This window comes from Agromyces sp. MMS24-JH15, assembly GCF_043518605.1.
GTDB lineage: Bacteria > Actinomycetota > Actinomycetes > Actinomycetales > Microbacteriaceae > Agromyces.
Genome location: NZ_CP171358.1, coordinates 365,962 through 391,890 on the forward strand (window position 1 = coordinate 365,962; position 25,929 = coordinate 391,890).

Annotated in this window: 28 protein-coding genes and 1 tRNA gene; 6 read left to right on the forward strand and 23 right to left on the reverse strand. The window is 72.5% G+C overall.

Annotated elements, in window-relative coordinates:
* Positions 1-319: 319 nt before the first annotated feature.
* Positions 320-1,483, forward strand: coding sequence for an acyl-CoA dehydrogenase family protein (locus ACDF64_RS01730; protein ID WP_394553060.1), 1,164 nt, complete (start codon positions 320-322; stop codon positions 1,481-1,483).
* Between the two features lie 62 nt (positions 1,484-1,545).
* Here the strand turns inward: ACDF64_RS01730 and ACDF64_RS01735 are convergent, their stop codons facing one another.
* The 3 genes from ACDF64_RS01735 to ACDF64_RS01745 form a co-directional block, all read right to left on the reverse strand.
* Positions 1,546-2,526 (reverse strand): 3,4-dioxygenase subunit beta, encoded by a 981-nt coding sequence (locus ACDF64_RS01735; protein ID WP_394553061.1) that lies wholly within the window; start codon positions 2,524-2,526, stop codon positions 1,546-1,548.
* Between the two features lie 92 nt (positions 2,527-2,618).
* A complete protein-coding gene (locus tag ACDF64_RS01740) occupies positions 2,619-3,638 on the reverse strand; it encodes a DUF6194 family protein (RefSeq protein WP_394553062.1) in 1,020 nt (339 codons plus the stop codon).
* 39 nt (positions 3,639-3,677) lie between these two features.
* A complete protein-coding gene (locus ACDF64_RS01745) occupies positions 3,678-4,460 on the reverse strand; it encodes an SDR family oxidoreductase (RefSeq protein WP_394553063.1) in 783 nt (260 codons plus the stop codon).
* A 186-nt stretch (positions 4,461-4,646) separates the two neighbouring features.
* On the opposite strand from ACDF64_RS01745, the gene ACDF64_RS01750 reads away from it, so the two are divergent.
* Complete coding sequence (locus ACDF64_RS01750; protein WP_394553064.1) at positions 4,647-5,348, forward strand: hypothetical protein; 702 nt, start codon at positions 4,647-4,649, stop codon at positions 5,346-5,348.
* 22 nt (positions 5,349-5,370) lie between these two features.
* Here the strand turns inward: ACDF64_RS01750 and ACDF64_RS01755 are convergent, their stop codons facing one another.
* Together ACDF64_RS01755 and ACDF64_RS01760 are read right to left on the reverse strand one after the other, a co-directional pair.
* Positions 5,371-6,609, reverse strand: a complete 1,239-nt coding sequence (locus tag ACDF64_RS01755; RefSeq protein ID WP_394553065.1) for a Fic family protein — start codon at positions 6,607-6,609, stop codon at positions 5,371-5,373.
* A gap of 134 nt (positions 6,610-6,743) precedes the next feature.
* Positions 6,744-6,834 (reverse strand) — tRNA-Ser (locus ACDF64_RS01760).
* A gap of 109 nt (positions 6,835-6,943) precedes the next feature.
* Between ACDF64_RS01760 and radA the strand changes: the two genes are divergently transcribed.
* Positions 6,944-8,308, forward strand: coding sequence for a DNA repair protein RadA (gene radA / locus ACDF64_RS01765; RefSeq protein WP_394553066.1), 1,365 nt, complete (start codon positions 6,944-6,946; stop codon positions 8,306-8,308).
* A 100-nt stretch (positions 8,309-8,408) separates the two neighbouring features.
* Here radA and ACDF64_RS01770 read toward each other — a convergent pair whose 3' ends face one another.
* From ACDF64_RS01770 to ACDF64_RS01785, 4 genes are all read right to left on the reverse strand, one after another.
* Complete coding sequence (locus ACDF64_RS01770) at positions 8,409-8,816, reverse strand: dehydrogenase (protein ID WP_394553067.1); 408 nt, start codon at positions 8,814-8,816, stop codon at positions 8,409-8,411.
* A gap of 31 nt (positions 8,817-8,847) precedes the next feature.
* Entirely contained in the window at positions 8,848-9,510 is a 663-nt protein-coding gene (locus ACDF64_RS01775; protein ID WP_394553068.1) for a hypothetical protein, read from the reverse strand.
* 108 nt (positions 9,511-9,618) lie between these two features.
* Entirely contained in the window at positions 9,619-10,122 is a 504-nt protein-coding gene (locus ACDF64_RS01780) for an amino-acid N-acetyltransferase (protein ID WP_394553069.1), read from the reverse strand.
* A gap of 98 nt (positions 10,123-10,220) precedes the next feature.
* The gene (locus tag ACDF64_RS01785; RefSeq protein ID WP_394553071.1) at positions 10,221-12,749 is read right to left on the reverse strand and encodes an ATP-dependent Clp protease ATP-binding subunit; all 2,529 of its coding nucleotides are present in this window, start codon (positions 12,747-12,749) and stop codon (positions 10,221-10,223) included.
* Positions 12,750-12,948: 199 nt separating this feature from the next.
* Between ACDF64_RS01785 and ACDF64_RS01790 the strand changes: the two genes are divergently transcribed.
* On the forward strand, positions 12,949-13,560 hold the full coding sequence (locus ACDF64_RS01790; RefSeq protein ID WP_394553072.1) for a hypothetical protein: 612 nt from the start codon (positions 12,949-12,951) through the stop codon (positions 13,558-13,560).
* Complete coding sequence (locus tag ACDF64_RS01795; protein WP_394553073.1) at positions 13,560-13,796, forward strand: helix-turn-helix domain-containing protein; 237 nt, start codon at positions 13,560-13,562, stop codon at positions 13,794-13,796. The genes ACDF64_RS01790 and ACDF64_RS01795 overlap by 1 nt, the downstream gene beginning before the upstream one ends.
* A 71-nt stretch (positions 13,797-13,867) precedes the next feature.
* On the opposite strand, the gene ACDF64_RS01800 is transcribed toward ACDF64_RS01795, so the two are convergent.
* Positions 13,868-14,353: a hypothetical protein gene (locus ACDF64_RS01800; RefSeq protein WP_394553074.1), complete on the reverse strand. Its 486-nt coding sequence runs from the start codon at positions 14,351-14,353 to the stop codon at positions 13,868-13,870.
* Positions 14,354-14,398: 45 nt separating this feature from the next.
* Here ACDF64_RS01800 and ACDF64_RS01805 point away from each other — a divergent pair, with 45 nt between their 5' ends.
* Entirely contained in the window at positions 14,399-15,451 is a 1,053-nt protein-coding gene (locus tag ACDF64_RS01805; protein WP_394553075.1) for a pirin family protein, read from the forward strand.
* A 35-nt stretch (positions 15,452-15,486) separates the two neighbouring features.
* Here ACDF64_RS01805 and cls read toward each other — a convergent pair whose 3' ends face one another.
* From cls to folE, 13 genes are all read right to left on the reverse strand, one after another.
* Complete coding sequence (gene cls, locus ACDF64_RS01810; protein ID WP_394553076.1) at positions 15,487-16,956, reverse strand: cardiolipin synthase; 1,470 nt, start codon at positions 16,954-16,956, stop codon at positions 15,487-15,489.
* 9 nt (positions 16,957-16,965) lie between these two features.
* The gene (locus ACDF64_RS01815; protein ID WP_394553077.1) at positions 16,966-17,145 is read right to left on the reverse strand and encodes a hypothetical protein; all 180 of its coding nucleotides are present in this window, start codon (positions 17,143-17,145) and stop codon (positions 16,966-16,968) included.
* A 61-nt stretch (positions 17,146-17,206) separates the two neighbouring features.
* Positions 17,207-17,353, reverse strand: coding sequence for a hypothetical protein (locus ACDF64_RS01820; RefSeq protein ID WP_394553078.1), 147 nt, complete (start codon positions 17,351-17,353; stop codon positions 17,207-17,209).
* An 11-nt stretch (positions 17,354-17,364) separates the two neighbouring features.
* On the reverse strand, positions 17,365-18,876 hold the full coding sequence (gene lysS / locus ACDF64_RS01825; RefSeq protein WP_394553079.1) for a lysine--tRNA ligase: 1,512 nt from the start codon (positions 18,874-18,876) through the stop codon (positions 17,365-17,367).
* Positions 18,877-19,097: 221 nt separating this feature from the next.
* Positions 19,098-19,949, reverse strand: coding sequence for a pantoate--beta-alanine ligase (gene panC / locus ACDF64_RS01830; protein WP_394553080.1), 852 nt, complete (start codon positions 19,947-19,949; stop codon positions 19,098-19,100).
* 8 nt (positions 19,950-19,957) lie between these two features.
* The gene (locus ACDF64_RS01835) at positions 19,958-20,770 is read right to left on the reverse strand and encodes a Rossmann-like and DUF2520 domain-containing protein (protein WP_394553081.1); all 813 of its coding nucleotides are present in this window, start codon (positions 20,768-20,770) and stop codon (positions 19,958-19,960) included.
* Positions 20,706-22,565 (reverse strand): PH domain-containing protein, encoded by a 1,860-nt coding sequence (locus ACDF64_RS01840; RefSeq protein ID WP_394553082.1) that lies wholly within the window; start codon positions 22,563-22,565, stop codon positions 20,706-20,708. Before ACDF64_RS01840 ends, ACDF64_RS01835 begins: the two co-directional genes overlap by 65 nt.
* Positions 22,562-23,119 carry a PH domain-containing protein gene (locus tag ACDF64_RS01845; protein WP_394553083.1) on the reverse strand — a complete coding sequence of 186 codons (558 nt, stop codon included), beginning with the start codon at positions 23,117-23,119 and terminating at the stop codon, positions 22,562-22,564. Before ACDF64_RS01845 ends, ACDF64_RS01840 begins: the two co-directional genes overlap by 4 nt.
* A gap of 57 nt (positions 23,120-23,176) precedes the next feature.
* On the reverse strand, positions 23,177-23,650 hold the full coding sequence (locus ACDF64_RS01850; protein WP_394553085.1) for a DUF3180 family protein: 474 nt from the start codon (positions 23,648-23,650) through the stop codon (positions 23,177-23,179).
* The gene (gene folK, locus ACDF64_RS01855) at positions 23,647-24,141 is read right to left on the reverse strand and encodes a 2-amino-4-hydroxy-6-hydroxymethyldihydropteridine diphosphokinase (RefSeq protein ID WP_394553086.1); all 495 of its coding nucleotides are present in this window, start codon (positions 24,139-24,141) and stop codon (positions 23,647-23,649) included. The genes ACDF64_RS01850 and folK overlap by 4 nt, the downstream gene beginning before the upstream one ends.
* Positions 24,138-24,515 (reverse strand): dihydroneopterin aldolase, encoded by a 378-nt coding sequence (folB, locus tag ACDF64_RS01860; protein WP_394553087.1) that lies wholly within the window; start codon positions 24,513-24,515, stop codon positions 24,138-24,140. The genes folK and folB overlap by 4 nt, the downstream gene beginning before the upstream one ends.
* Complete coding sequence (gene folP, locus ACDF64_RS01865) at positions 24,508-25,326, reverse strand: dihydropteroate synthase (protein WP_394553088.1); 819 nt, start codon at positions 25,324-25,326, stop codon at positions 24,508-24,510. The genes folB and folP overlap by 8 nt, the downstream gene beginning before the upstream one ends.
* On the reverse strand, positions 25,319-25,924 hold the full coding sequence (gene folE / locus ACDF64_RS01870) for a GTP cyclohydrolase I (protein WP_394553090.1): 606 nt from the start codon (positions 25,922-25,924) through the stop codon (positions 25,319-25,321). The genes folP and folE overlap by 8 nt, the downstream gene beginning before the upstream one ends.
* Positions 25,925-25,929 lie beyond the last annotated feature (5 nt).

The window sequence follows — 25,929 nt, forward strand, 5'->3', positions numbered from 1 at the left end:
TGTTGCCAACGCACGGGCGTGGACCGACTATTCCCACGCGGCGGCGATCGATTCGCCGACGTCGTGCTGCGCGGGCAGCGCGCCTGACGCGCATCCCGTTGCGGCATCCCACAAGGTCCCGCTCGGCCGGGGCGCGCGCGACTGTGGAACGCACCGAGATGCGCGTCCCGACGCGGTCCCGCGCCTAGGCTCGGAAGCCGGTCCCGGTGCGGCACGCCCGGGACTTCGGCTCGACCCGGGCATCGCCCACGAGCAGGCCGAACCCGACCGGCCCGCCCGCGAGCGAAGTCGTCCGGCGACGAACAGAAGGGGTCACGCGATGGAGCGCGACATCTACGACGAGGACCACGAGGCCTTCCGCGACCTCGTCCGGGACTTCGTGAAGCGGTACGTCACGAACGAGGCGCGGGCGCGCTGGGACGCGGACGGCGAGGTCGATCGCGCCACCATGCGCGCGGCCGCGGAGGCGGGCATCCTCGGCCTCTCGGTGCCCGAGGAGCACGGCGGCGGCGGGATGCTCCGGGACTACCGGTTCCGCACGGTCGTGAACGAGGAGATCGTCGCCGCCGGCGCCGGTTCGCTGGCCGGCGCGTTCGGCATCCAGGACGACCTCGCCGTGCCCTACCTCGTGCACATGGGCACCCCGGAGCAGCAGGCGAAGTGGCTTCCGCGCATGGCCACGGCCGAGGTCATCGGCGCACTCGCGATGACCGAACCGGGCGCCGGCTCCGACCTGCGGGGCATCCGGACCACGGCGAAGAAGGTCGACGGCGGCTACCTCGTGAACGGCGCCAAGACGTTCATCTCGAGCGGCGCGACCGCCGACCTCGTCGTGACGTTCGTCAAGACCGGCGAGGGCAACCGGCCCGACGCGTTCAGCATCCTGCTCCTCGAGGACGGCATGCCCGGCTTCGAGCACCACCGCAAGCTCGAGAAGCTCGGCTTCCACGGCCACGACACCGCCGAGATGTCCTTCACCGACGTCTTCGTGCCCGACGAGAACCTGCTCGGCGGCGTCGAGGGCCACGGCTTCATCCAGCTCATGACGAACCTGCCGCTCGAGCGCCTGTCGATCGGCGTCGCCGCGGTGGCCGCCGCCCAGGCCGCCTTCGACTGGACGCTCGCGTACACGACCGAGCGCCAGGCCTTCGGCGAGCGCATCGCCGACTTCCAGAACACGCGCTTCCGGCTCGCCGACGTGGCGGCGACGGTCGACGCGCTCTGGGCGTACGTCGACCGCGCGGTCGTCGCCTACGGGAACGGGAAGCTGTCGGCCGAGGAGGCCGCGAAGGTCAAGTTCTGGACCACCGAGCGCGAGTGGGAGGTGCTCGACACCTGCCTCCAGCTCTTCGGCGGCTACGGCTACATCACCGAGTACCCGATCGCCCGCGCGTTCGCCGACGCGCGCGTGCACCGCATCTACGGCGGCTCCAACGAGATCATGCGCGACATCGTGAGCCGCAAGCTCGTCGGGCGGCGCTAGGCCGTCCGGGTCGACGGGGGTGGGCCGCCCTGCGGCGCGCCCCCGGACCCGCCCGGGCCGCCCTACCGCGCGCCTCCGGACCCGCGCGGGCCGCCGCCCGGGCCGCCGGGTCCGCCCATGCCGCCGCCGCCCGGCGTCGTCGCGGTGTCGATCGCCACGGCGAGCGCGCCGACGTACCCGGCTCCGGCGCTGCCGGTGATCGTCGGCACCTGGAGCGTCCAGTCGCCGTCGCCGAAGATGCCGTCGTCCGCGATCGCGGTGCCGACGCCCGCGAGGTTCCGGGCCGAGCCGGCGTACGCGTCGAGCGCGTACACGCCGCCCAGCATCTCGGGCGGGAACGCCGCCTGCGAGGTCGCGATCACGTTCGAGACCTTCGTCGCCGAGGCGAGGTCGGGGTAGACCTCGAAGTGGAGGTGCGTCCACCGGCCCTGGTAGCAGCCCGGCACGATCGTCGTGAAGGTCGCGGCGCCGTTCGCGTCGGTCACTTGGATGCCCCGGAGGAACGTCTCGTCCTCGACGCCCTCGGTGTACATCGAGTAGCGGCCCTGCGCGTCGCATTGCCAGGCGTAGACCGCGACCCCCGCGAACGGCGCGCCGCCGTTCGCGACGTCGGTCACGGTGAAGGTGAACGCGAGCGTCACGCCCTCCGCGATCATGCCACCGTCGAGGCTGGGCCGGATGTCGCTCCGGACGATGCCCGACCGCTCGAGGATGTTCAGGTCGGCCGTCCCGTCGGCGGGGTAGGGACCGTTCGTCTCCTCCGGGATCTCGCCCTCGGATGCCCCGGTCGCGGAGCCTGCCCCGGCGCCGGCGCCCCCGCCGGCCGATCCGTCGGTCGCTCCGTCGGCCGACGGCGTGCACGCCGCGAGCGCGAGGGTGCCCGCGCCGAGCCCGATGAGGCCGAGCAGGCGTCGGCGCGTGAGGAGGGTCCGCACGTCGAAGCCCGCACCCTGGTCGACGACCTCGTCGTCGGGGCGGTCGAGCAGGCGCCCCTCGTAGGCGGGCCCCCTCGCGGTCCGCTCGGGTTCGGGGATCCGGCGCATGGATGCTCCTCTCGCGTGGCCCTGCCGGCGCGATGCCGGGGCCGTGTCCGAGCCATCGTGGCGGGGATCGCCATGGGTTCACTGTGACCCGGCTATGGGTTCCCGGGCGGGTCCGAGTCATCCGACGACCCGACGGCGGCCTGGATGTCCCGGATGATCGAGCCGAGGACGCCCGAGGCGAGCAGGCCCGCGCCGAGCGGCCCGTGCGAATCCGCGCCGACCGGGGGAAGGCGACGGAGCGCGTCCGCCGCCTCGGGGCTCAACTGCGCGACCTGCCAGCGGACCTCCTCGTCGGTCGCGTCGGGCCGGTCCGGGGCCGCGAGCCCCGCGGCCTTCGCCGCGTAGGCCGCCGCGCCCAGCGCGTGCGCGCCCATGTGGGCGACGCCGGCGGCCTGCGCCGCGGCGCGGGCGGCCGCGACCGCGGCCGGGGTGCGCACGGCGCCCGCCGCGCGGCCGGCGACGAACCGGCGCCGGATCTCCCCGGCGGCGTCGAGGTCGCCGCGTGCGAACGCCCGCGCCCTGGCGATCGCGTCGCGCGGACGCCCGTCCTCGGGCGCCTCGGCTTCGAACACCGCGAGGACGCGTTCGGCGCAGGCGGCCGCCCAGTCCGCGACGACGCGCCGATCGGATTCGCTCAGCGCCTGCGGTGACGCCATGCCGGTCCGCTCATTCCGCGCGCTCGCGGCGGGCCGCTCGGCTGCGCGCTGGTCGTGCGCGTCGCGAAGCAGCGCGAGGACCTGCTCGGCGGTCCGGGTCGACGGGTTCACGACCGACACCCACCCCGCCGCACCGTAGAGCGGGTGCGGGGCGAACGCGTCCGCCTCCGCGGGATCCGCGTCCTCGGCGGCCAGTTCGGCCGCCCGATCCCGCCCGACGTGGAGGTTCACGCGGAACCGGCCGGGCTCGTCGAGCCGCGAGCGCTCGTCGTCCGGATAGTCCTTCGTGACGATGGTCGCGTACGGCTGCGTCCGCTCGGGCATTACACCGTCGGGCGCGAAGTAGCAGAACGCGTCCCCCCACGCGATCTCCGGGTACGGCCCGCCCGCTTCGGGGACGAACACGAGCGCGCCCTCGAACCCGCGGACCACCTCGATGATCTCCTGCATCTCCATGGTTCGATCATCGCCCCGATCGACGGCGCGCGGGCGAGGTCAGATGGTCCGGATCAGCCCGCCGTCGATCCGGAAGTCGGTGCCGGTGACGTTGCCGAGCCGATCGCTCGCGAGGATCAGCACGAGGTCCGCGACCTCCTCGGGTCTCGTGAACCTGCCGGTGACGGATGCCGCGGCCGCCGACGCGGCGACATCCTCCGGCGTGCCGCCGCCCGCATGGGACACGGTCTCGGCGACGCCGCCTGCGCCGAGCCAGAGGCCGGTCTCGACGGGTCCCGGGCTGACGGTGTTGACCCGGACTCCCGATGCGCCGACCTCGTTCGCGAGCGACTTCGAATAGCTGCCGAGCGCGGCCTTCGCCGCCGAGTAGTCGCCGACGAGCGGGTCGGGAAGCGTCGCGTTGACCGAGCTGATCGTGACGATGCATCCCCTGCGCCGGATCAGCTCGGGAAGCACGGCCCGGATCAGCCGGACCGCGGCGAGGAGCGTCAGGTCGAGGGTCCGCTGCCACTCCTCGTCCGAGACGTCGGCCACGCCGTCCGGCCGCGGCGCCACCGCTCCGACGTTGTTCACGAGGATGTCGACGCCCCGCCCGGCCAGTGCGCGCTCCGCGAGCGCGGCCGGCCCGTCCGGTGCGGCGAGGTCGACGGCGACGAACTCGACGTTCCCCTCGGCGACGAGCGCAGCGAGTTCGGGGCTGAGCGTCCGCGCGCCGGCGACGACGAATGCGCCCTCCGCGACGAGTCCCTCCACGACCGCGAGGCCGATCCCCTTGCTCGCGCCCGTGACGAGCGCGGTCTTGCCGGCCAAGTGCAGATCCATGCCATGTCCTGTCGTCGACGTGCAGACATCCGGAATGCGAGCGAGAGACCGCGTGGTCCAGCCCCACGCGTGAGTCTGGCCCACCGCGATCGGAATGGGCAAGCATCCCGTCGGCGCCATCCTCAGTGCGGCACCTTCGGCAAGCGGATGCTTGCGCGGCGCCTCCCGATCCGGAACCCTCGAGCCATGCATATCGTCGGTGTCCTCCCCGAGGATGCGCCGGATCCGCGCCTCGAGGCCGCCAGGCGGCTGACGGGCCTGTCGTTCCCGGTGATGGGCTTCGCTCCGCAGCCCGCCGTCGAGGACGACGACCTGGTCTCGTTCCTGGAGATCGGCGGCATGGACGGCCTCTCCCAGCAGTCCGCGAGCATCACCTCACTGCTGTGGCGGAACCCTGCGGATCGATCCGACCCCGCGAACCTCGCCGACCTGGATGACCGGACCCGAGCGGCGCTCGACGACGAGCCGCCGTGGCCTCGACCCGCTTGGCTGCTCGAGTACGTCGCCCGGCTGCGGTATCCGCAGCTGTGGGAGGCGGTTCGCACGACGTGGACCCGGGAACCGTCCGAGTTCTCGACGCCGTCTCGCCAACTGGCCGACCACGCGAACCACATCCTCATGAACACGTTCCGAACCGAGCTCGGCCTCGGCGACGGCCCGGTCGCCACCGACGGCGCGTGGCGCGTGACGGAGTCCGCGGCCAACCCGTCCGCGCGTCTCGAGATCGACGGCGACCTCGTCCCGGCGCTCGAGATCGACACCGACCCCTTCGTCTACGCCATCGGCGCGCAGCTCAGCGCACAGGTCGTGACCACGGTCGTCGTCGCGCGCGAGCACCTCCCGCACCTCCGCATGGCGTTGGCCACGAGGCACGCCACCGACCGGTGAGCCGACACGCCTGGAGCCTCGCTCAGCGTGCGGACATCCGCCGGATCTCGGCGGCGTAGGCGTCGAGGACACCGAGGATGCCGCGATGCTGCCAGACGCGATTCCGCCCCCTCCCCGTGGTCTCGGTGAGGACCTCGTGCTCGGTGAGCGCGCCGAGTGCGCGAAGCGCGGCCATCTCACCGAGGCCGAGGCGGGTCATCAGGTACTTCGTGTTCACCGCGGGCTGGCCGACGAGGTGGGGCAGCACCCGCCACGCCGCAGCGTCTGCACGGATTCCCTTCATCTGCTCACGAGACTGCTCCAGCTGCTCGACGAGGTCGTCGACGAGCACGGTGCCCGTCGTCGCCGCGATCCGGCTCGCCGTCGCGAATTCTCGGATGATGGGCCCGGCGTCCCCGGTCCGGTAGGCGCCGAGCGCTGCGAAGTAGCGCTCGGTGTCGACGAGGAGCCCCGCTGAGATGGGCACTGCGGTCGAGCCGACGAGACCCGTGTTGCGGAGAATGGACTGCGCCAAGGCCCTGCCGGTGCGGCCGTTGCCGTCGACGAAGGGGTGGATGGTCTCGAACTGGGCATGGGCGACCGCGACCTGCACGAGCACCGAGACATCCTGGCGGCCGATGAAGGCGATGAGGTCGACGATCGCACCGCGGATGCGGTCATGGTGGGGACCGATGAAGCGCGCACCTCGAGGACCGGCGTTGTCGCCACCGATCCACACCTGCTCCTGGCGGAAGCGACCGGCTTCGTGCTCGAGACCGGCTTGGTGACGGAGCAGGGCACGGTGCATCGCGAGGATGGACTTCTCGCTGATGTCGTCCGCCAGCTGCAGCGCCGCTTCCATGGCACGGACGTTGCCGATGACGGTGAGCGCGTTCGCCTTGTCGCCCTCGTCGATCTCGGCGAGGGCGAGCTGCTTCGGCGACGTCGTCAGCTGCTCGATCTGGGAGCTCGACGCCGACTCCGTGCGCAGCAGGATCGCGGTCATCGGACCGAGGGCCGGGCTCCCCGTGCCGAGCGTGCGTTGCGCGTGACGATCGAACCCGACCAGTTGGCGGGTGGCATCCTCGACGTCGGCCGAGTCGACACCGGACAGGAGGGGATGCCACCCGGCGATCGGCGCGGTGATCGTCGCGTCGTAGGGGCCTGTCTGGCGCTGCACCTCGGCGCGCGAGAACATCTCGGGCGCGCGCGGCGTCCACTCGAACGTCTCGTGCAAGACGGCATCGATCGGGATCGAATCGGGTGCCGCATGCGTGGACATGCGGTCATCTTACCAACATGTACGGTGATAACCGTTGGCAAACCGAGGATGCTGTCGCAGTTGTTGCGGCACCGTTCCCCGGCAAGACGAAACCCCCGCGATCCCGTGTTTCACGGGACCCGCGGGGGTTTCGGTGGCGGTGACGGTGGGATTTGAACCCACGGTAGGGGGTTACCCTACACAACTTTTCGAGAGTTGCACCTTCGGCCGCTCGGACACGTCACCGGGATCGAGTGTAGACGGTGGGCGACGGTCGGCCAAATCGGCCGATCGAGCGGATGCCCCGCCGCAGCGCCGCCCCGTCGATGTCGGCGGGCCGCGATAGCGTCACCGCATGGCGCGCCCGACCTCCACCTTCCGATGCTCCGAGTGCGGCTGGAACACGATCAAGTGGGTGGGGCGCTGCGGCGAGTGCCAGCAGTGGGGCACGATGGCCGAGACGGGCGCCGTCGCGGCCGCGACGCGCGTGCCGACGGCGATCGTCCCCCTCGGGGACCGACGGGCCCGGCCCATCGCCGAGGTCGACGCGGACGACACCGCGCACCGGCCGAGCGGCATCGGCGAGTTCGACCGCGTGCTCGGCGGCGGCATCGTCGCCGGTGCGGCGATCCTGCTGTCCGGCGAACCGGGCGTCGGCAAGTCGACGCTCCTGCTCGAGGTCGCCGCGCGCGTCGCGCAATCCGGCCGACGCGTGCTGTACGTCAGCGCCGAGGAATCGGCCGCCCAGGTCCGCCTGCGCGCGGGCCGCACGGGCGCGCTCAGCCCCGAGCTCTACCTCGCGAGCGAGTCCGACCTCGCGACGGTGCTCGGGCACGTCGACGAGGTCGAGCCGCAGCTGCTCATCGTCGACTCGGTGCAGACGGTCGCGAGTTCGCTCTCCGACGGCCTGCCCGGCCAGCCGAGCCAGGTCCGGGAGGTGGCGTCCACCCTCATCCGCGTCGCGAAGGAACGCCAATTGCCGGTCCTGCTCGTCGGCCACGTCACGAAGGACGGCTCGATCGCGGGTCCCCGGCTGCTCGAGCACCTCGTCGACGTCGTGTGCCAGTTCGAGGGCGACCGGCAGACCGCGCTCCGGTTCGTGCGGGCGCTCAAGAACCGATTCGGCCCGACCGACGAGGTCGGATGCTTCGAGATGACCGGCGACGGCATCGCCGAGGTCCCCGACCCGTCGGGCCTCTTCCTCAGCCGCTCGCGTGCATCGGTCAGCGGGACGTGCGTGACCGTCGCGCTCGAGGGCCGGAGGGCGCTGCCGGTCGAGGTGCAGGCACTCGTCGTCGAGACGAAGGCGCCGCAGCCCCGGCGCGTCGTGAACGGCGTGGACCCGGCGCGCGTCGCGATGATCCTCGCCGTGCTCGAGCGCCGCGCCGGGCTGCGCAAGCTCGGCGAGGTCGACGTCTACGTGTCGACCGTCGGCGGCGTGCGGCTCGTCGAACCCGCGGCCGACCTCGCGATCGCCGTCGCGATCGCCTCCGCGATGCGCGACCGCGCGGTGCCGCACGACCTCGCCGCCTACGGCGAGATCAGCCTCGCCGGCGAGGTCAGGCCCGTCACCGCCGCGCGGCAACGCGGCGCCGAGGCGCGCCGGCTGGGCTACGCGACCATCGTCGACGTCGAGTCGGGGAGCGTGCGGACCGCGGTCGAGCAGGCGATGCGCGCCTCGACGAGCGAGCGCGAGCGCGAACTCGACGCGGCATTCTGACCGCGGCTGCCGCGACTGCGACTGCGACTGCGACCGCCACCGCGCATCATCGACGCCTTCGCCGTTGACCCGCGACCGCCGACCGCCGACCGCCGACGCCCTACGCGTCGAGCACCCGCCGCAGTTCCTCGGGCGATGCCTGCATCGGATGCGGGCCGGCGATGTCGAGGAACACCGTCGTGATCGTGCCCTCGTGCCGCTTGAGGAAGGTCCGCAACCACGCCGGGCTGTGCAGGCCGACCGCGGGCGGGAGGTTGTCGGGCTTGTTCGCCGCGTCGCTGAACAGCAGGAGCGCGACGTCCCCGGTCGACGGATCGCGATAGGTCCACACCTCGCCCCCGTCGATGGGCTTGTCGCGCGGACCCGGCTTCACGAGCGGGACGACCGTGTTCCCGTTCCGCAGCGCGAGCGCGACCGCCGCCATGTCCTGCCGCTCGAGCGCCTCGGCGAGCGCCTGCGATCGGAACTCGAGGGGAGTCTTCGACGTCTTCCGCGCCTTGCCTGCCATCCCCCCAGCGTATCCGGGCGCCTGCAGGCGATCAGTACAGCAGGAACTGCTTCGTCTCGACCGACTCGATCCCGTCGACCGACACCGTGAGGTGGTACGACGCGCCGCCGGCGGGAACCGCCTCGCGCGCGACGCCGCACGTGTCGGGCGAGGACCGCGTGCGGTCCCAGACGATCGCCACGGCCGAGCTCACCGGCACGCCGGGCGCCAGCGTGACCTCGGCGTCGATCGGATCGGTCTGGCAGTCGGTCGAGACCCAGTACTTCTCCGCACCGCTCGTGACGGTGAAGACCTGGGCCTTCGTCCCCGCGTTGATCACGCACGGCGCCGTCCCGGTGTTGGTGACGGAGACCATGAGGTTCGGCTGCTCGCCGGCCTGATACTCGGTCCGGTCGGTGATCGCGACGACCTCGACCTGCGAGGTCTTGCAGTGCATCCCCTCGGGCGGGGTCGTCGGTTCGGTCGTCGGCAGCACCGTGGCCGGGGCATCCGCTGCCGGGGTCGCCGGATCCGTCGCACCGGCACTCCCGGTCGGGGGCGTCGCGTCCGACTCGTCGCCCTGGCTCGAACCCGGCCGCACGATGATGAGCACGACGGCGACGATCACCGCGACGAGCCCGAGGAGCACGACCAGCCGCCGACGTCGGTACACCGCGGGCGACGGCCGCCCGGACGGTGTGCGCTCACTCGACATGTGCACAGGCTACGACCGAGGATGCCCCGCGCCGGGGCATCCGCTCGGCGTGCCGGTCCGCGCCCGCTCGGCGCGCACGACCGGCGCGCGACCCGCGCGCGCGAGCGGTCAGAGGACCTTCAGCATCCGGGTGTTGCCGAGCGTGTTCTGCTTCACGCGCGCGAGGTCGAGGAACTCGGCCACGCCCTCGTCGTGCGAGCGCACGAGCTCGGCGTAGACCTCGGGATCCACCGACTCCGCCCCCATGTCGTGGAAGCCGTGGCGACCGAAGAAGTCGACCTCGAACGTGAGGCAGAACAGGCGGCTGAGGCCGAGCTCGCGGGCGTCCCGCTCGAGCGCGTCGACCAGCGCGTGGCCGACGCCGCGACCGAGCCACTCGTCCGCCGCGGCGAGCGTGCGGAGCTCGCCGAGGTCCTCCCACATCACGTGGAGCGCACCGCAGCCGATGACCTCGCCGTCGCTGGTCTCGGCGACGCGGAACTCCTGGATCGCGCCGTACAGGTCGACGCGTTCCTTGCCGAGCAGGATGCGTCGGGTGACGAGCGGCTCCACGAGCGCGAGGATCTTCGGCACATCGCTGGTGCGCGCACGGCGCACGGAGTAGTCGGTCACCGGGACAGCCTAAGCCTCAGGCGACCCCCGTCCCGCGCACATGACGGAGGGCGGATGCCGAGGCATCCGCCCTCCGTCGAGCGTGGAACGAACGCGGCCTACGAGCCGGTGCCGGCCGCGAGGTCCGGCGTCGCCTGCCCGGTGCCGAGCGCGGCACCGGCGTTCACGCCGACGCCGACCGGCAGCGCACGCTGCGTGGTCGTGAACTGGAACTCGCCGCCCAGGAAGTCGACCTTCACGTGGTCGCCCGAGTTGAGCTCGCCGTGCAGGATCTTCTCGCTCAGGCGGTCCTCGACCTCGTGCTGCACCGCACGGCGCAGCGGGCGGGCGCCGAGCGCGGGGTCGAACCCGAGCTCGATGAGCCGCTCCTTGGCGGACTGGGTCAGCTCGATCGTCATGTCGCGGTCGAGCATGCGGTCGCCGAGGCGCTTGATGAAGAGGTCGACGATCTGCAGCAGCTCGCCCTTCGACAGCTGCGGGAACACGATGATCTCGTCGACGCGGTTCAGGAACTCGGGCTTGAAGTGCTTCTTCAGCTCCTCGTTCACCTTCGCGCGCATGAGGTCGTACCCGGTGCGGGGGTCGCCCTCGATCTGGAAGCCGACGGGGCCGCCCGAGATGTCCTTCGTGCCGAGGTTCGTCGTCATGATGATGACGGTGTTCTTGAAGTCCACGACGCGACCCTGGCCGTCGGTGAGGCGGCCCTCCTCCAGGATCTGGAGGAGCGAGTTGAAGATGTCGGGGTGGGCCTTCTCGATCTCGTCGAAGAGCACGACGCTGAACGGCTTCCGGCGGACCTTCTCGGTGAGCTGGCCGCCCTCCTCGAAGCCGACGAACCCGGGAGGGGCGCCGAACAGGCGGGAGACGGTGTGCTTCTCGCCGTACTCCGACATGTCGAGCGAGATCATCGCGGCCTCGTCGTCGAAGAGGAACTCCGCGAGCGCCTTCGCGAGCTCGGTCTTGCCGACGCCCGTGGGGCCGGCGAAGATGAACGACCCCGAGGGCCGCTTCGGGTCCTTGAGTCCGGCGCGCGTGCGGCGGATCGTCTTCGACAGGGCGGAGATCGCCTCCTCCTGGCCGATGACGCGCTCGTGCAGCGCCTTCTCCATGAAGACGAGGCGCGAGGACTCCTCCTCGGTGAGCTTGAACACCGGGATGCCGGTCGCCTGGGCGAGCACCTCGGCGATCAGGCCCTCGTCGACGACCGCGGTCGTCGTGACGTCGCCCGACTTCCACTGCTTCTCGAGGCGGAGCCGCTCGCCGAGCAGGTTCTTCTCCTCGTCTCGCAGCGACGCGGCCTTCTCGAAGTCCTGCTCCTCGATCGCGGTCTCCTTCGCGGCGCGGACCACGGCGATCTTCTCGTCGAACTCGCGCAGCTCGGGCGGCGACGACAGGATCGACAGGCGCAGGCGGGCGCCGGCCTCGTCGATCAGGTCGATCGCCTTGTCGGGCAGGAACCGGTCGCTGATGTAGCGGTCGGCGAGGTTCGCGGCGGCGACGATCGCGCCGTCCGTGATCGACACCTTGTGGTGCGCCTCGTAGCGGTCGCGCAGGCCCTTCAGGATGTTGATCGCGTGGGGCAGGCTCGGCTCGGCGACCTGGATCGGCTGGAAGCGGCGCTCGAGCGCGGCATCCTTCTCGAAGTGCTTGCGGTACTCGTCGAGCGTGGTCGCACCGATGGTCTGCAGCTCGCCGCGGGCGAGCAGCGGCTTCAGGATCGACGCGGCGTCGATCGCGCCCTCGGCGGCGCCCGCACCGACCAGCGTGTGGATCTCGTCGATGAAGACGATGATGTCGCCGCGCGTGCGGATCTCCTTGGTGACCTTCTTCAGGCGCTCCTCGAAGTCGCCGCGGTAGCGCGACCCGGCGATGAGCGAGCCGAGGTCGAGCGAGTAGAGCTGCTTGTCCTTGAGCGTCTCGGGCACCTCGCCCTTGACGATGGCCTGCGCGAGGCCCTCGACGACGGCGGTCTTGCCGACGCCGGGCTCGCCGATGAGGACGGGGTTGTTCTTCGAGCGGCGCGACAGGATCTGCATGACGCGCTCGATCTCCTTCTCGCGCCCGATCACCGGGTCGAGCTTGGACTCGCGCGCGGCCTGCGTGAGGTTGCGGCCGAACTGGTCGAGGATCTGCGAGCCGCCCGCGGGCTGCTGCTGCTCGTTGGCGCCGACCTGCACCTGCTCCTTGCCCTGGTACCCGGAGAGCAGCTGGATGACCTGCTGGCGCACGCGGTTGAGGTCCGCGCCGAGCTTCACGAGCACCTGGGCGGCGACGCCCTCGCCCTCGCGGATGAGGCCGAGCAGGATGTGCTCGGTGCCGATGTAGTTGTGGCCGAGCTGGAGCGCCTCGCGCAGGCTCAGCTCGAGCACCTTCTTCGCACGCGGCGTGAAGGGGATGTGGCCGGTGGGCGGCTGCTGGCCCTGGCCGATGATGTCCTGGACCTGCTCGCGGACGGCGTCGAGGGAGATCCCCAGCGACTCGAGCGCCTTCGCCGCGACGCCCTCACCCTCATGGATGAGGCCGAGCAGGATGTGCTCGGTGCCGATGTAGTTGTGGTTCAGCATCTTGGCCTCTTCTTGGGCCAGGACGACGACACGACGGGCTCGGTCGGTGAATCTCTCGAACATGCTCACTCCTCAGGGCGCCGGGTACGGGCGACTCGATACTGCGAGCGTAAGCGTCGCGGCTGGCGCGCGGGTGGGTGTTCGCCGTAGGCGCACCGCAGGCGACGTCCGGAGCCTCGGATTCCGCGCTTGCGCGACCGGCGGAGCGGTCGTAGATTATCGATATTCGTTGTTATCGATCATCGATATGGAGCGCCTCGGGATGTCCCTCACCAGCACGCAGCTCAGCCGGAGCGACCGCGTCGCCATGTACCTCACCGCCGGGATCGGCGTCGTCGCCGTCGTCGCGACCCTCTGGCGGGCGACCGACCGGCTCGCCGAGGTCCTGCCCGGCACGGATGTCCCGGTCCTCGTGCCGTTCCTCGGCGAGACGGCTCCCCTGCCGATCGGTCCCGGCGGAGCCCCCGTCACCGTCGACGTCGACCAGGCGATCGTCACGGTGCCGCACCCGGCGGTCGCGACGCAGTTCGCCCTGGTCGCCGAGCCGATCGTCGTCGGCCTCGCGACCATCGCCGCGATCGTGCTCCTCGGCCTGCTCGCCCTGAATCTCGCGCGCGGGCGCGCCTTCGTGCGAGCCAACTCCCGCATCGTCGCCGCGGGCGCCGGCGTGCTCGCCACGGGGTGGCTCCTGGGATCCCTCTTCCGGACCATGGGCGTGAACGGGGCCCTGTCGGCGGTGAGCGAGTACACCTACGAGGGCGTGCTCTTCTCCGTCGACTGGTCGCCGCTCTTCGCGATCCTCGCGCTCGGCGTCGTCGGCGGCGCCTTCCAGGTCGGCGAACGCCTCCAGCGCGACACCGAGGGCCTCGTCTGATGGTCGCTCCCGCGGCCGACCCGGGCGAGGCGCACGAGATCCACTGCCGACTCGACGAACTCCTCGCCGAACGCGCCATGACCCTCACGCGGCTGAGCGAACTCGTCGGCGTGAGCGTCGTGAACCTCAGCGTGCTGAAGAACGACCGCGCGCGGGCCATCCGCTTCTCGACCCTCCAGGCGATCTGCGACGCGCTCGGATGCGAGGTCGGCGACCTGCTCGTCCGGCGCCGCTGAGCGCCCGCCGGATACGCGGCGAGGCCGCCACGCGATGCGCGCGACGGCCTCGAAGCGGATGCCCCGCGGGGCTACTTGACCGGGACCTCGACCTCGCTGCCCGCGACGCGCACGGTGAGCGGTTCGGTGGTCGTGACGTCCATCGGCGCCCAGAACTCGGTGGTGTGCGGCACGAGGTCCATCGTGCAGACCGCGTTGCCGTAGTCCTTCAGCGTGATCGCCACGGTGTTGCCCTCGCCTGCCGGGTCGACGACCTCGATGTTCGTCCCCACGGGCGGGCAGGTCGAGCTTCCCCAGACGGTGACCGCGAGCACGCCGCCCTGCTGCAGCCAGACCGCCGTCGGCGAGCCCTCGCCGCCTTCGGGCGACTCCTCCTCCTCCTCGGCCTCGGTGTCGCCGGTGCCCTCCTCGTCCTGTTCGACCGGGTGCTCGACCCTGGGCTCGCCCGGGTAGTCGGTCTTCGCGCTCGTGCTGGGCGCACAGGCGGCGAGCAGGAATACGGAAGCGAGCGCCGCTGCGGCCAGCGCAGCCCGGCGCAGCGGGAGAGTCGTAGCCATGGGCACATGCTAGCGCCCGCGCTCGACGGCTCTAGGATTCGGGCCATGAGCAACCTCGAGCATGATCCCGTCGAGCTGCGATGCCCGCCCGATGCGCCCGCCGGGCCCGTGCTCGAGGTGCTCGCGCCGCGCGACGTGCCGCTCGGCGGGCCGCGCGCGATGCAGGTGCGGCGGACGCTCCCGCAGCGCGGGCGCACGACGATCGGCGCGTGGTGCTTCGCCGACCACTACGGACCCGACGACGTGTCCGTCACGGGCGGCATGGTCGTGCCGCCGCATCCGCACACCGGGTTGCAGACGGTCAGCTGGCTGTTCGAGGGCGAGGTCGAGCACCGCGACTCGGTCGGGAGCGTCGAGCTCGTGCGCCCCGGCGAGGTGAACCTGATGACGGCCGGCCGCGGCATCTCGCACTCCGAGGTGTCGACGCCCGCGACGACCACGCTGGCGGGTGTGCAACTCTGGATCGCCCTGCCGGACGTGACGCGCGATGCCGCGCCGAGCTTCGAGCACGCCACCACCGAGCCGAGGCAGGTGGACGACGCGACCGTGCGCGTGTTCGCGGGTGCGTTGCCGGGCATCGACGCCGGGGCATCCGTGTCGCTGTTCTCGCCCCTCGTCGGCGCGCAAGTCGAGCTGCCCGCCGGCGCCGAGGCCTGGATCGAGCTCGACGAGTCGTTCGAGCACGGGCTGCTGGTCGATCGCGGCCCGGTGACGGTCGCGTTCCGCGCGCTCGCGGACGAGCCCGACGATGCGGCGGCCGACGCCGACCCGCTGTCGGAGACCGGCCACACCGCCGAGCTCGCTCGCGGCGAGCTCGGCTACCTGCCGCCCGGGCACGACGGCGTGCGGCTCCGGACGGCGGACGCCCCGGCGCGGATCGTCCTGCTCGGGGGCGTGCCGTTCGGCGAGGAACTCGTCATGTGGTGGAACTTCATCGGCCGCAGCCACGACGAGGTCGAGGCCTTCCGGCGGGAATGGCAGGCCGACGTGATCGCCGCGGACGACCCGGTCGGACGGTTCGGCACGGTCGCGGGGTACGACGGCGCGCCGCTTCCGGCGCCCGAGCTCCCGACGATCCGCCTGAAGCCCCGCCCCTGACCGGAACCCGACCGGACCTGGACCCCGCGCGCCGGCTACTGGAGCGCGCTCGTCAGCCGCGCGAGGTTGTCGAGCACGGTCGAGCGCAGCGGCTGCTGCTGCCACTCCTCGAGCGTGAGCTCGCGGCTCTCGGCACGGTACTGCTCCTCGACCGCGCGCATCTCGCGCACGAACGAGGCGCCGCGCACGAGGAGCGAGACCTCCATGTTCAGCTCGAACGAGCGGATGTCCATGTTGCTCGACCCGATCACCGCGACGTCCTCGTCGATCGAGAAGTGCTTCGAGTGCAGGATGTACGGCGCCTTGTACATGTAGATCCGCACGCCGGCGCGCAGCAGCGCCTCGTAGTACGAGCGCTGCGCGTGGTAGACGAGCGCCTGGTCGCCCACCTCCGACACGAAGAGCTCGACGTGCACGCCGCGCTGGGTGGCGCCGCTGATCGCGTAGAGCATCGACTCGTCGGGCACGAAGTAGGGGCTCGTGATGATGATCTGCTGCTTCGCCGCATAGAGCAGCGCGAGGAAGAGCTTCAGGTTGTTCTCAGTGCTGAACCCCGGACCGGACGGGACGACCTGGCAGTCGAGGTCCTGCTCGGCGGCCGGCTGGTCGAACGCCGCCTCCCAGAGCTCGATCCGCTCGCCCGACTCGAGGTACCAGTCGCTCGCGAAGATCGAGTCGAGCCCGGACACGATCGGACCCTCGAGCCGCGCGACGAGCTCCTTCCACTTCAGGCCCCGGCGGAGGTTGCTGCGCTTGTTGTAGCTGCGGTCGATGACGTTCTGGGAGCCCATGAAGGCGACGTCGCCGTCGACCACGAGGATCTTCCGGTGGTTGCGCAGGTCCGGGCGCTGGTACCGCCCCCTGAAGGGCTGCACCGGGAGCATGAGGTGCCATTCGGCGCCCATCGCCGTCAGACGCCGGAGCGTCTTCCGGTAGGTGCTCGTGCGAGCGGATGCCACGTGGTCGAGCAGCACCCGCACGCGCACGCCGCGCGCGACCGCGTCGGCGAGCGCGTCGAAGAGCGGAGCCGTCGTCGGGTCGAGGGCGAAGATGTAGAACTCGACGTGGACGTAGTGCCGGGCAACCCGGATGGCGTCGGTCATCGCCCGCAGCGAGCCCGCGTAGTCGCCGATGAGCGAGGCGCTGTTCGACCCGATGAGGGGCAGGGCGCCGATGTTCCGGTTCATCCGCACGACGCCCTCGAACCACGACGGCCACGAACTCGTGTCGCTCACGCGCTCGACGCGGTGCGTCGCCTCGCGGATGGCGCGGTTGACCTCCGCCTGCTTGGCGCGCCGGGCCTTGGGGAGCTTCGGGTTCCCGATGAGCAGGAACACCAGCGCGCCGATGAAGGGGAGGAAGAAGATCGCCAGCAGCCAGGCCATGCCCGCGGTCGGACGCCGGTTGCGCGGGACCACGATGATCGCGACCACGCGGATCGTGATGTCCAGCAGCAGGATCGCGACCGAGAAGATCGCGGCCCACTGCTCCCCCGTCAGCCCCATGACGGGATGCTAGCGGGCAGGGTGCTCCCGAGCGGAGCGCTTCGCGCGTTCCTCGGCCTCGATCTTGGCGTACGCGTTGCGCTCGTTCCGGTCGGCGTGCACGACGGCGCGCATCACGAACCAGAAGATCAGCCCGATGAGCACGGTCGGCGCCAGCGACCAGATGGCGTTCGCCCAGAAGTCGTCCATAGTGCTCCCAAGGATACCCGGGGATGTCCGAGCCGCCGCTGGAAGCCCGGCCCGACGAGGGTCACCCGGCGGTGATGAGCCCCCAGACGCCCGACCCGACCAGGTAGAGGCCGATGGCGCCCACGATGATCCAGATCGCGATCCGGGTCGTCGTCGGCTTCTTCGGGTCGCGCGGCTCGAGTTCGTCCTTCGGCAGGTAGTCGTTCATCGCGGCACCCCTCACTTCACCAGCGGGAACAGGATGGTCTCGCGGATGCCGAGCCCCGTGATCGCCATGAGCAGGCGGTCGATGCCCATGCCCATGCCGCCCGACGGCGGCATGCCGAACTCGAGCGCGCGCAGGAACTCCTCGTCGAGGCGCATCGCCTCGGGGTCGCCGCCCGCGGCGAGCTTCGCCTGCTCGACGAAGCGGTCGCGCTGGACGACGGGGTCGACGAGCTCCGAGTACCCGGTCGCGAGCTCGAAGCCGCGGATGTACAGGTCCCACTTCTCGACGACGCCCGGGATGCTCCGGTGCCAGCGCACGAGCGGCGACGTGTCGAGCGGGAAGTCCATGACGAAGGTCGGACGCTCGAGGCCGCCCTTCACGTGGTGCTCCCAGAGCTCCTCGACGTACTTGCCGGGCAGCGGGTGGTCGATCTCGATGCCCTCGGCGTCGGCGAGCTCCTTCAGGCGCGCCACCGGCGTCTCGGCGGTGATCTCCTCGCCGACGGCCTCCGACAGCGAGCCGTACATCGAGATGCGGTCCCACTGGCCGCCGAGGTCGTACTCGGTGCCGTCGGCCCAGGTGACGACGTGGCTGCCCGCGACCGCGAGCGCGGCATCCTGCACCAGGGTCTGCGTGAGCTCGGCCATGCCGTCGTAGTCGCTGTACGCCTGGTACGCCTCGAGCATCGCGAACTCGGGCGAGTGCGTCGAGTCGGCGCCCTCGTTGCGGAAGTTGCGGTTGATCTCGAACACGCGCTCGATGCCGCCGACGACGGCGCGCTTCAGGTACAGCTCGGGCGCGATGCGCAGGTAGAGCTCGGTGTCGAACGCGTTCGAGCGGGTGACGAAGGGCCGAGCGGATGCCCCGCCGTGCATGACCTGCAGCATCGGGGTCTCGACCTCGATGTAGCCGCGGCCCGCGAAGGTCTGGCGCAGGCTCTGGTTGACCTTGGCGCGGTCGACGACGTTCTTCCGCGCCTGCTCGCGCGCGATGAGGTCGAGGTACCGCGAGCGGACCCGCGTCTCCTCGCCGAGCTCGTTGTGCAGGTTCGGCAGCGGCAGGATCGCCTTCGCCGCGATGCGCCAGTCGCGCACCATGATCGACAGCTCGCCGCGTCGGCTCGTGATGACCTCGCCCGACACGAACAGGTGGTCGCCGAGGTCGACCAGGTCCTTCCACGCCGCGAGCGACTCCTCGCCGACCTCGGCGAGGGAGACCATCGCCTGGACGCGGCTGCCGTCGCCGGACTGCAGCGCCGCGAAGCACAGCTTGCCGGTGTTGCGCAGGTGGACCACGCGGCCCGCGAGCCCGACCGTCTCACCGCTCTGCTCGTCGACGCCGAGGCCGATGAAGCGGTCGCGCACCTCGGGGATGGTCGCCGTGATCGGCAGGCTGACCGGGTAGGCGCCGAGGCCCGGGTCGGCGCCCTCGTTCAGGCGGTCGCGCTTCTGGAGCCGCACGGCCTTCTGCTCGGAGATCTCCTCCGCGGTGGGCTCGTGGGCTTCGGTCTGCGTGTCGGCCATGGTTCTCTCTCATGCGGCGCGGAAACGGGCACCCCAAGCCTACCGGGGGCGCCTGAGCGCCCCTCCCGGCGGGCGAGGAGCATCCGAGCCGCGCCCCTCCCGGTGGTCGAGGCGCATCCGACGCACCGCTCCCGGTGGTCGGTCGAGGAGCATCCGACGCACCGCTCCCGGTGGTCGAGGAGCGCCCGAGCGCAGCGAGGACGCGTCTCGAGACCCCCCGCTCAGCCGAGCGTGATCCGCGCGTTGTCGATGAGGCGCGTCGCGCCGACGCGGGCCGCGACGAGCACGACCGCCTCGCCCGTCGCGTCGTCGCCGACCGGGAGGAAGGTCGCCGGGTCGACGACCACGAGGTAGTCGGGCTGCACGTCGTGCGCGCCGAACGCGGCATCCGCCTCGGCGAGCACCTCGGCGAGGCCGTCGGCGGACGCCCGGTCGGCCGCGCGCAGGGACTCCGACAGCGCGAGGGCGGCGACGCGCTCCTCGTCCGAGAGGTACCGGTTGCGGCTCGACATCGCGAGCCCGTCGACCTCGCGCACGGTCGGCACGACTTCGATGCCGAGCGGCAGGTCGAGGTCGCGGACCATCCGCTGCACCAGGTACACCTGCTGGGCGTCCTTCTGGCCGAAGCACGCGATGTCCGGCTGCACGATGTGGAACAGCTTCGAGACGACGGTCAGCATGCCGTCGAAGTGCCCGGGGCGGGACGCGCCTTCGTAGAGGGCCGCGATCGGCCCGGCCGCGACGCGCGTCTGCGACGGGCCGTCGGGGTACATCTCGGCGACCGACGGCGCGAAGACGAGGTCGGCGCCGACCGTCTCGAGCGCGGCCACGTCGGCGTCGAGCGCACGCGGGTACCGGTCGAAGTCCTCGTTCGGCCCGAACTGGAGCGGGTTGACGAAGATCGAGACCACGACGACGTCGGCGAGCTCGCGCGCCCGGCGCACGAGCTCGAGGTGGCCCTCGTGGAGGGCGCCCATGGTGGGCACGAGCGCGACGGTCGACCCCGCACGGCGTCGGTCGGCCAGCAGCGCGCGCAGCTCGACGACGGTCGGAACGATGCGGATTCGCGCCATGGTCCCTCTCACTCGGCACCTCCAGGCCGATCGGTTCCGGCCTCGTCGATCCTACCCGCGCCCTCGGGTCGGGGGCCGCCGTCGTGCCGGGCCAGCGCGTTCTCGACGGCGCTGCGGACGAGCGGCGCGAGCACCGCGCCGGGCCTCACGACCCCGATGCCGCCGAGGATGCCGCTGGCCTGGTCGACGATCGCGGTCGAGAAGGAGACCGCGGTGTCGATCGCCTCGGCGTAGGCGGCACGGTCGGCCTCGTCGACGACGAACGGCTCGCCGCCCATCTCGACCACGAGCGCGAGCGCGATCGGCAGGACGGGAGCCGGCGCGGTGACGCCGAACCACGTGCCCGCGAGGCGCGCCACGTCGATCGAGGTGCCGGTGAAGCTCATGACCGGATGCACCGCGAGCGGGATCGCGCCCGCGCGCCGCGCCGGATCGAGCACGCCCGTGCCGAAGCGCGCCGCGGTGTGCAGCACGAGCTGACCGGGCTGCCACGCCCCCGCGGCCGCGAGGCCGGAGACGAGACCCTCGAGCTCGTCCGCCGGGACGGCGATGAGCACGAGCTCGCTGCGCTCGACGAGCTCGGGCACGGTGAGCACCGGCACGCCCGGCAGCATCGCGTCGGCCCGGTCCCGGCTCGCCTCGGAGACCGCGGTCACGCCGGTGACGGCGTGGCCCGCGCCGCCCAGCGCGGCCGCGAGCACCGCGCCGACACGCCCGGCGCCGATGACGCCGACGCCGAGGCGCCCGGCGCGCGGCTCAGGCACCCGACGCCCCGTCGGCGGTCGGCGCGGGGTCCGCGGACCCGGGCGCCGTCGAAGCATCCTGCGCCGGCGCGCTCGTCACCTGGGCAGCCTGCCCCGAGGCATCCTGCACCGGCGCACTCGTCGCCGGCGCGACGGGCGCGCGACGCGCGGCCGCGACGCCCCACTCGTGCGACGTGTCACTCGCCGCGCGCACGACGGCCTCGTGGGCGACGTGCTCGAACGCCGAGATCGCCTCCGCGCGGTCGACGGCCGGGAGCGTCGCGGTGATCGGGCCGACGACCGTGTGCAGCCGCAGCGACGCGAGCCGGAGCATCCGCCCGACGGGGCCGGACTGGACCGAGGCCGACTGCATGCGCGCGAGCGGGACCAGCACGAGGCTGCGCACGAGCATCCCGCGGCGCACCAGCGCGACGCCGTCGCGCTCGGTCCAGCCGATCCGGCGCCACTGGAACGGATGCAGCCAGGCCGCGCGCCGCGGCGCCGGTCGGAACCCGCCGTCGGTCCCGCTGCCCGTGAGCCCCGGGGGGATCGCGTCGACGAGGTCGGTCGCGTCCGCGGGCACGAGCAGCCCGAGCACGCGCGAGACGTCGGCGGCGGTGCCGACCGGGAGCACGATGGTCCGGGTCTGCGCCTCGGCGTTGCCGCTGATCGACTGCCCGGCGAGGTTCACGCGCACGCTCCACCAGCCGAACGGCCGCCAGAGCACCCACTGCGTGGCCTCGATCGCATGCACGCGACCCGGCGGGATCGTGCGGTTCGCGGTCGAGAGCAGGCCGTGGCCGATGCGGACTCCGTCGGGCGTGCCCGCGATCGAGTACCGCAGCGACTTCGTCACCTGCGACCACGCGTAGCTCGCGAGGCCGATGATGCCCGGGACGATCGAGAACCAGACCCAGAACCAGCCGCTCAGCGTGCCGACGACGAGGAGCGCGGTCATGCCGACGAGCCAGATCGTCCAGCCGCCGAGGAGGGTCGAGCCGACCACCCGCCCGAGCGGGATGTGCACGACGGACTCCGGCGGAGCCAGGTCGGGGTCGAGCTCGGGAGCGAGGAACTCGTCGACGCGCCGGTTCACCAGGTCGGCGGCGCGGCCGCGGAGCCCGGAGTCCGGGACGGCGTGCGGCCCGGCGACACCGGCGGGGACGGCGCCGGCCGGACCGGCCCCCGCCCCGGCAGGCCCTGCCCCGGGCCAGGCCCCGACCTCGGGCGACGACCCCGCCGGGGCATCCGCGACCGATTCCGACCGGGCCGCCGCCCGGGCCGCCCGCACACCCGACGACAGGCGCAGGATGTCGGCGCGGAGCTCGTCGGCGGCCGCGGACCCGAGGTACGCGAGCTGGACGTTGCCGGATTGCCCGGCGACCGAGACGTCGAGCTTCGCCGCGCCGAAGATCCGCGCGAACACCGGCCGGCTCACGTTGATCCCCTGGATCCGGTCGAGGCGGGCCGACCGGTGGGACCGGAAGAGGATGCCGCTGCGCACCTCGACCGCCTCGTCGCCGACGCGGAACGAGTGCAGGCGCCAGCTCAGCCAGAACCCGGCGATCGCGAGCAGCAGCCCGACCACGAGCGCGAGCAGCGCCCACCCGAGCCATCCGTGCGACAGGATCGCGCCGATCGGGTCCTCGGCCCACTCGTTGCGCCACCCGTCGCCGGAATCGCCGAACTCGTCGCCCACGTCGGGCGCGAGGACCGGGATCAGGAACTCGGTGACCCGCTCGCGCAGGTTCGCGACGATGATGCCGAGGACCGCGATGAACGCCAGCCCGCCCCGCAGGAGCGGACTCGCCGGGTGGAGCCGGTGCCACTCGCCGTCGGCGAGGCCCGTCCGCACCGCGGCGGACTGCGTCACAGCCCGGCCCGTCGGGTCTCGGCGAGCGCGACGAGCTCGTCGCGCAGGCGCTCGGCCTCCTCGAGCGGGATCCCGGGCACGGTCACCGCGGTCGCCGCCGCGGCGGTCACGAACTTGAGGTCGGCGAGGCCGAGTGCGCGCGCGACCGGGCCGCGCGTGATGTCGACGAGCTGCATGCGCCCGTAGGGCACCGCGACCTGGCGCTGGAACATGATGCCGCGGCGGAACAGCAGGTCGTCCTCGCGGAGCCGGTACCGGATGGCCCGCACCCGGCGCGGCTCGAACGCGATGCCGACGAGCGCGATGACGCCGATCGCGAGTGCGGCCCACGGCGCCCACCAGAGCCCGAGCAGCGCATTCGCGACCAGCAGCGCGCCGACCATGACCGCCGCGCCGATCAGCGAGCCGACGACCTCGACGACCACGTACTTCGGCGACACGCGCCGCCACTCCGCATCGACGTGCGCACCGTGCACCGTCGCGCCGGGCGCCGTCACCTCGTGCGGTTCGATCAGGGTCGGTGCGCTCGTCGGGGGCTCGGCTTCGTGGTCCACTCCGCCATCGTACGCAGGCCCGGGCGGCCCGCGCCGGGTCGGGACTCGCGTGCGCGCTCAGGCGCGCGCGTGCTCCTCGTGCTCGGCGTCCGGGTCGTCGGGCGGCAGCGTGCAGAACCACTCCGCCAGCAGCCCGCCGGCGAGCAGGAGCCCGGCGCCGGCCGCGGTCGCGAGCGCCATCCAGACGGAGTCGAGGTTCGGGATCACGTTGCGCGTGAGCAGGAACGCGGTCATCCCGAGCGCGATGCCGAGCATGAGCGCGCCGGCCAGGCTCGAGGCCTTCGCGAGCGCCGCGACGCGCATGGCCTGGAACGGGTCGACGCGCCGTTTCGCGGTGCCCTTCACGGCTCGGCGGATCGGCCACGCGAACGCGACGACGAGCGCGGCGACCGCGGCGAGCGTGATGCCGAGCGAGAGCGGCGGGACGAGGGCCGGGCGCCCGGCCGCGACGACCGCGAGGTCGCCGAGGTAGCCGACGACGAGGCCGATGACCGCGGTGGCGACGAGGGTCGAGGCGTGGGTGCGCTTCACCGGCGCACCACCGTGTCGGATGCCGCGGCGCGCAGCGCCCCGATCGGCCCCCGTCCCGGCAGCGTCGCGTCGGGCTCGATGTCGAGCCACGGCTGCAGCACGAACGCACGCTCGTGCGCGCGCGGGTGCGGGAGTTCGAGGCCGCCGGGCGCCTCGGGCGCGATCACGAGGCCGCCGACGTCGATCAGGTCGAGGTCGATGGTCCGGTCGCCCCAGCGCTCGGCGCGTTCGCGGCCGAACGCCGCCTCGACCTCGTGCAGGCGCGCGAGGAGCCGCTCGGGGTCGAGCACGGTCTCGACGATGACGATGCCGTTGAGGTACCCGGGCGCATCGTGGTCGACGCCGTCCGGCTTGATCGCCGCGGTCTCGTAGACGGGCGAGACGGCCACGAGGGCGATGCCCTCGGTGTCGGCGAGCTCGCGGACCGCCTCCCCGATCGTGGCCTCCCGGTCGCCCAGGTTCGCCCCGAACGCGATCACCGCACGGTTCATCGCCCGTCCCTCCCTCGCACGACCGTGACCGAGACATCCTGGAACGGCACCTCGATCGGCGCATTCGGCTTGTGGACCGTCACCTCGACCTCCTCGACCGGCGGGTGCGCGAGCACGACCGCGGCGACGCGTTCGGCGACGGTCTCGATGAGGTCGACCGGGTCGCGCTCGACCGCCGCGACGACCTCCTCGGCCAGCACACCGTAGTGGACCGTGCTCGCGAGGTCGTCCCCGCCGGAGGCCGCGCGCAGGTCGACCGCGGCGACCACATCGACCACGAACTCCTGCCCGTCGCGGCGCTCGAAGTCGAAGACGCCGTGGTGCGCCCGCACCCGGAGCCCGGTCAGGGTGATGCGATCGCGCGTCTCAGCCACGTCGTCCAGCCTGCCACGCGGCGACCACGTCGAGCGCGCGACGGGTCGCGCCGACGTCGTGGACGCGCACCGCCCACGCCCCTCGCTCGGCGGCCAGGGCGCTGAGCACGGCGGTCGGGAGGTCGCGGTCCTCGACGGGCGCGCCGTCGGGCAGCAGCGCGCCGAGGAACCGCTTGCGGGATGCCCCGACGAGCACCGGGAACCCGAGCGAGCCGATCTCGTCGAGGCGCGCCAGGAGCTCCCAGTTCTGCTCGCCGCGCTTGGCGAATCCGAGGCCCGGGTCGAGGATGATCCGGTCGGCATCGACGCCCGCCCGGACGAGCGCGTCGACCCGCTCGGCCAGCTCGTCCCGCACCTCGCGCGCCACGTCGCGGTACTCCGCGAGCGCGTCCATGCGGTCGGAGTGCCCGCGCCAGTGCATCGCGACGTAGCGGGCGCCCGAGGCCGCGGCGATCGGCGCCATCGCGGAATCGGCGAGCCCCGCCGACACGTCGTTGACGATCACGGCGCCCGCCTCGACGGCGGCCTCCGCGGTCGCCGCACGCATGGTGTCGACGCTGATCGGGATGCCCCGGCCCGCGAGCTCGCGGATCACGGGGACGACCCGTCGGATCTCCTCGGCCGGCTCGACGCGCGCGGCGCCGGGCCGGGTCGACTCTCCGCCGACGTCGAGGATGTCGGCGCCCTGCGCGACGAGCTCGAGGCCGTGCGCGATCGCGGCGTCGACGTCGAACCACCGGCCGCCGTCGCTGAAGGAATCCGGCGTGACGTTGACGACGCCCATCACGAGCGTCGGCGCCGGCTCAGGCATCCCGGTCAGCGCTCCCCGCCTGGATGAGCGCGATGATCTCGGCGCGCGCGACGGGGTCGGCGAGCGCACCGCGGCTCGCGATCGTGATGGTCGAGCTGCGGTCCTGCCGCGCACCGCGCGTGGTCACGCACCGGTGCTGCGCATCGAGCACGACGAGCACGCCGCGCGCGCCGAGCCCGTGCTCGAGCGTGTCGGCGATCTCCTCCGCGAGCCGTTCCTGGAGCTGCGGACGGCTGGCGAGCGTGTCGACGACCGCCGGGATGCGGCCGAGGCCGACGACCCGGTCGCCGGGGAGGTACGCGACGTGCGCGCGCCCGACGAACGGCAGCAGGTGGTGCTCGCAGACCGACCGGAAGTGCAGGTCGCGGAGCACGACCGCGTCGCTCGTGGCGGGGTCGCCGGCACCCGTCTCGCCGATCGGCACGCTCTCGGCCAGGTGGCTCAGCGGGTCGACCGAGAGGCCGGCGAAGAAGTCCGCGTAGGCCTCGGCGACGCGCTCGGGCGTGCGCTCGAGCCCCGGCCGGTCCGGGTCCTCGCCGATCGCGAGCAGGATCTCGCGCACCGCACGTGCGATGCGCGGGACATCCACCTCGGCCATGCCGC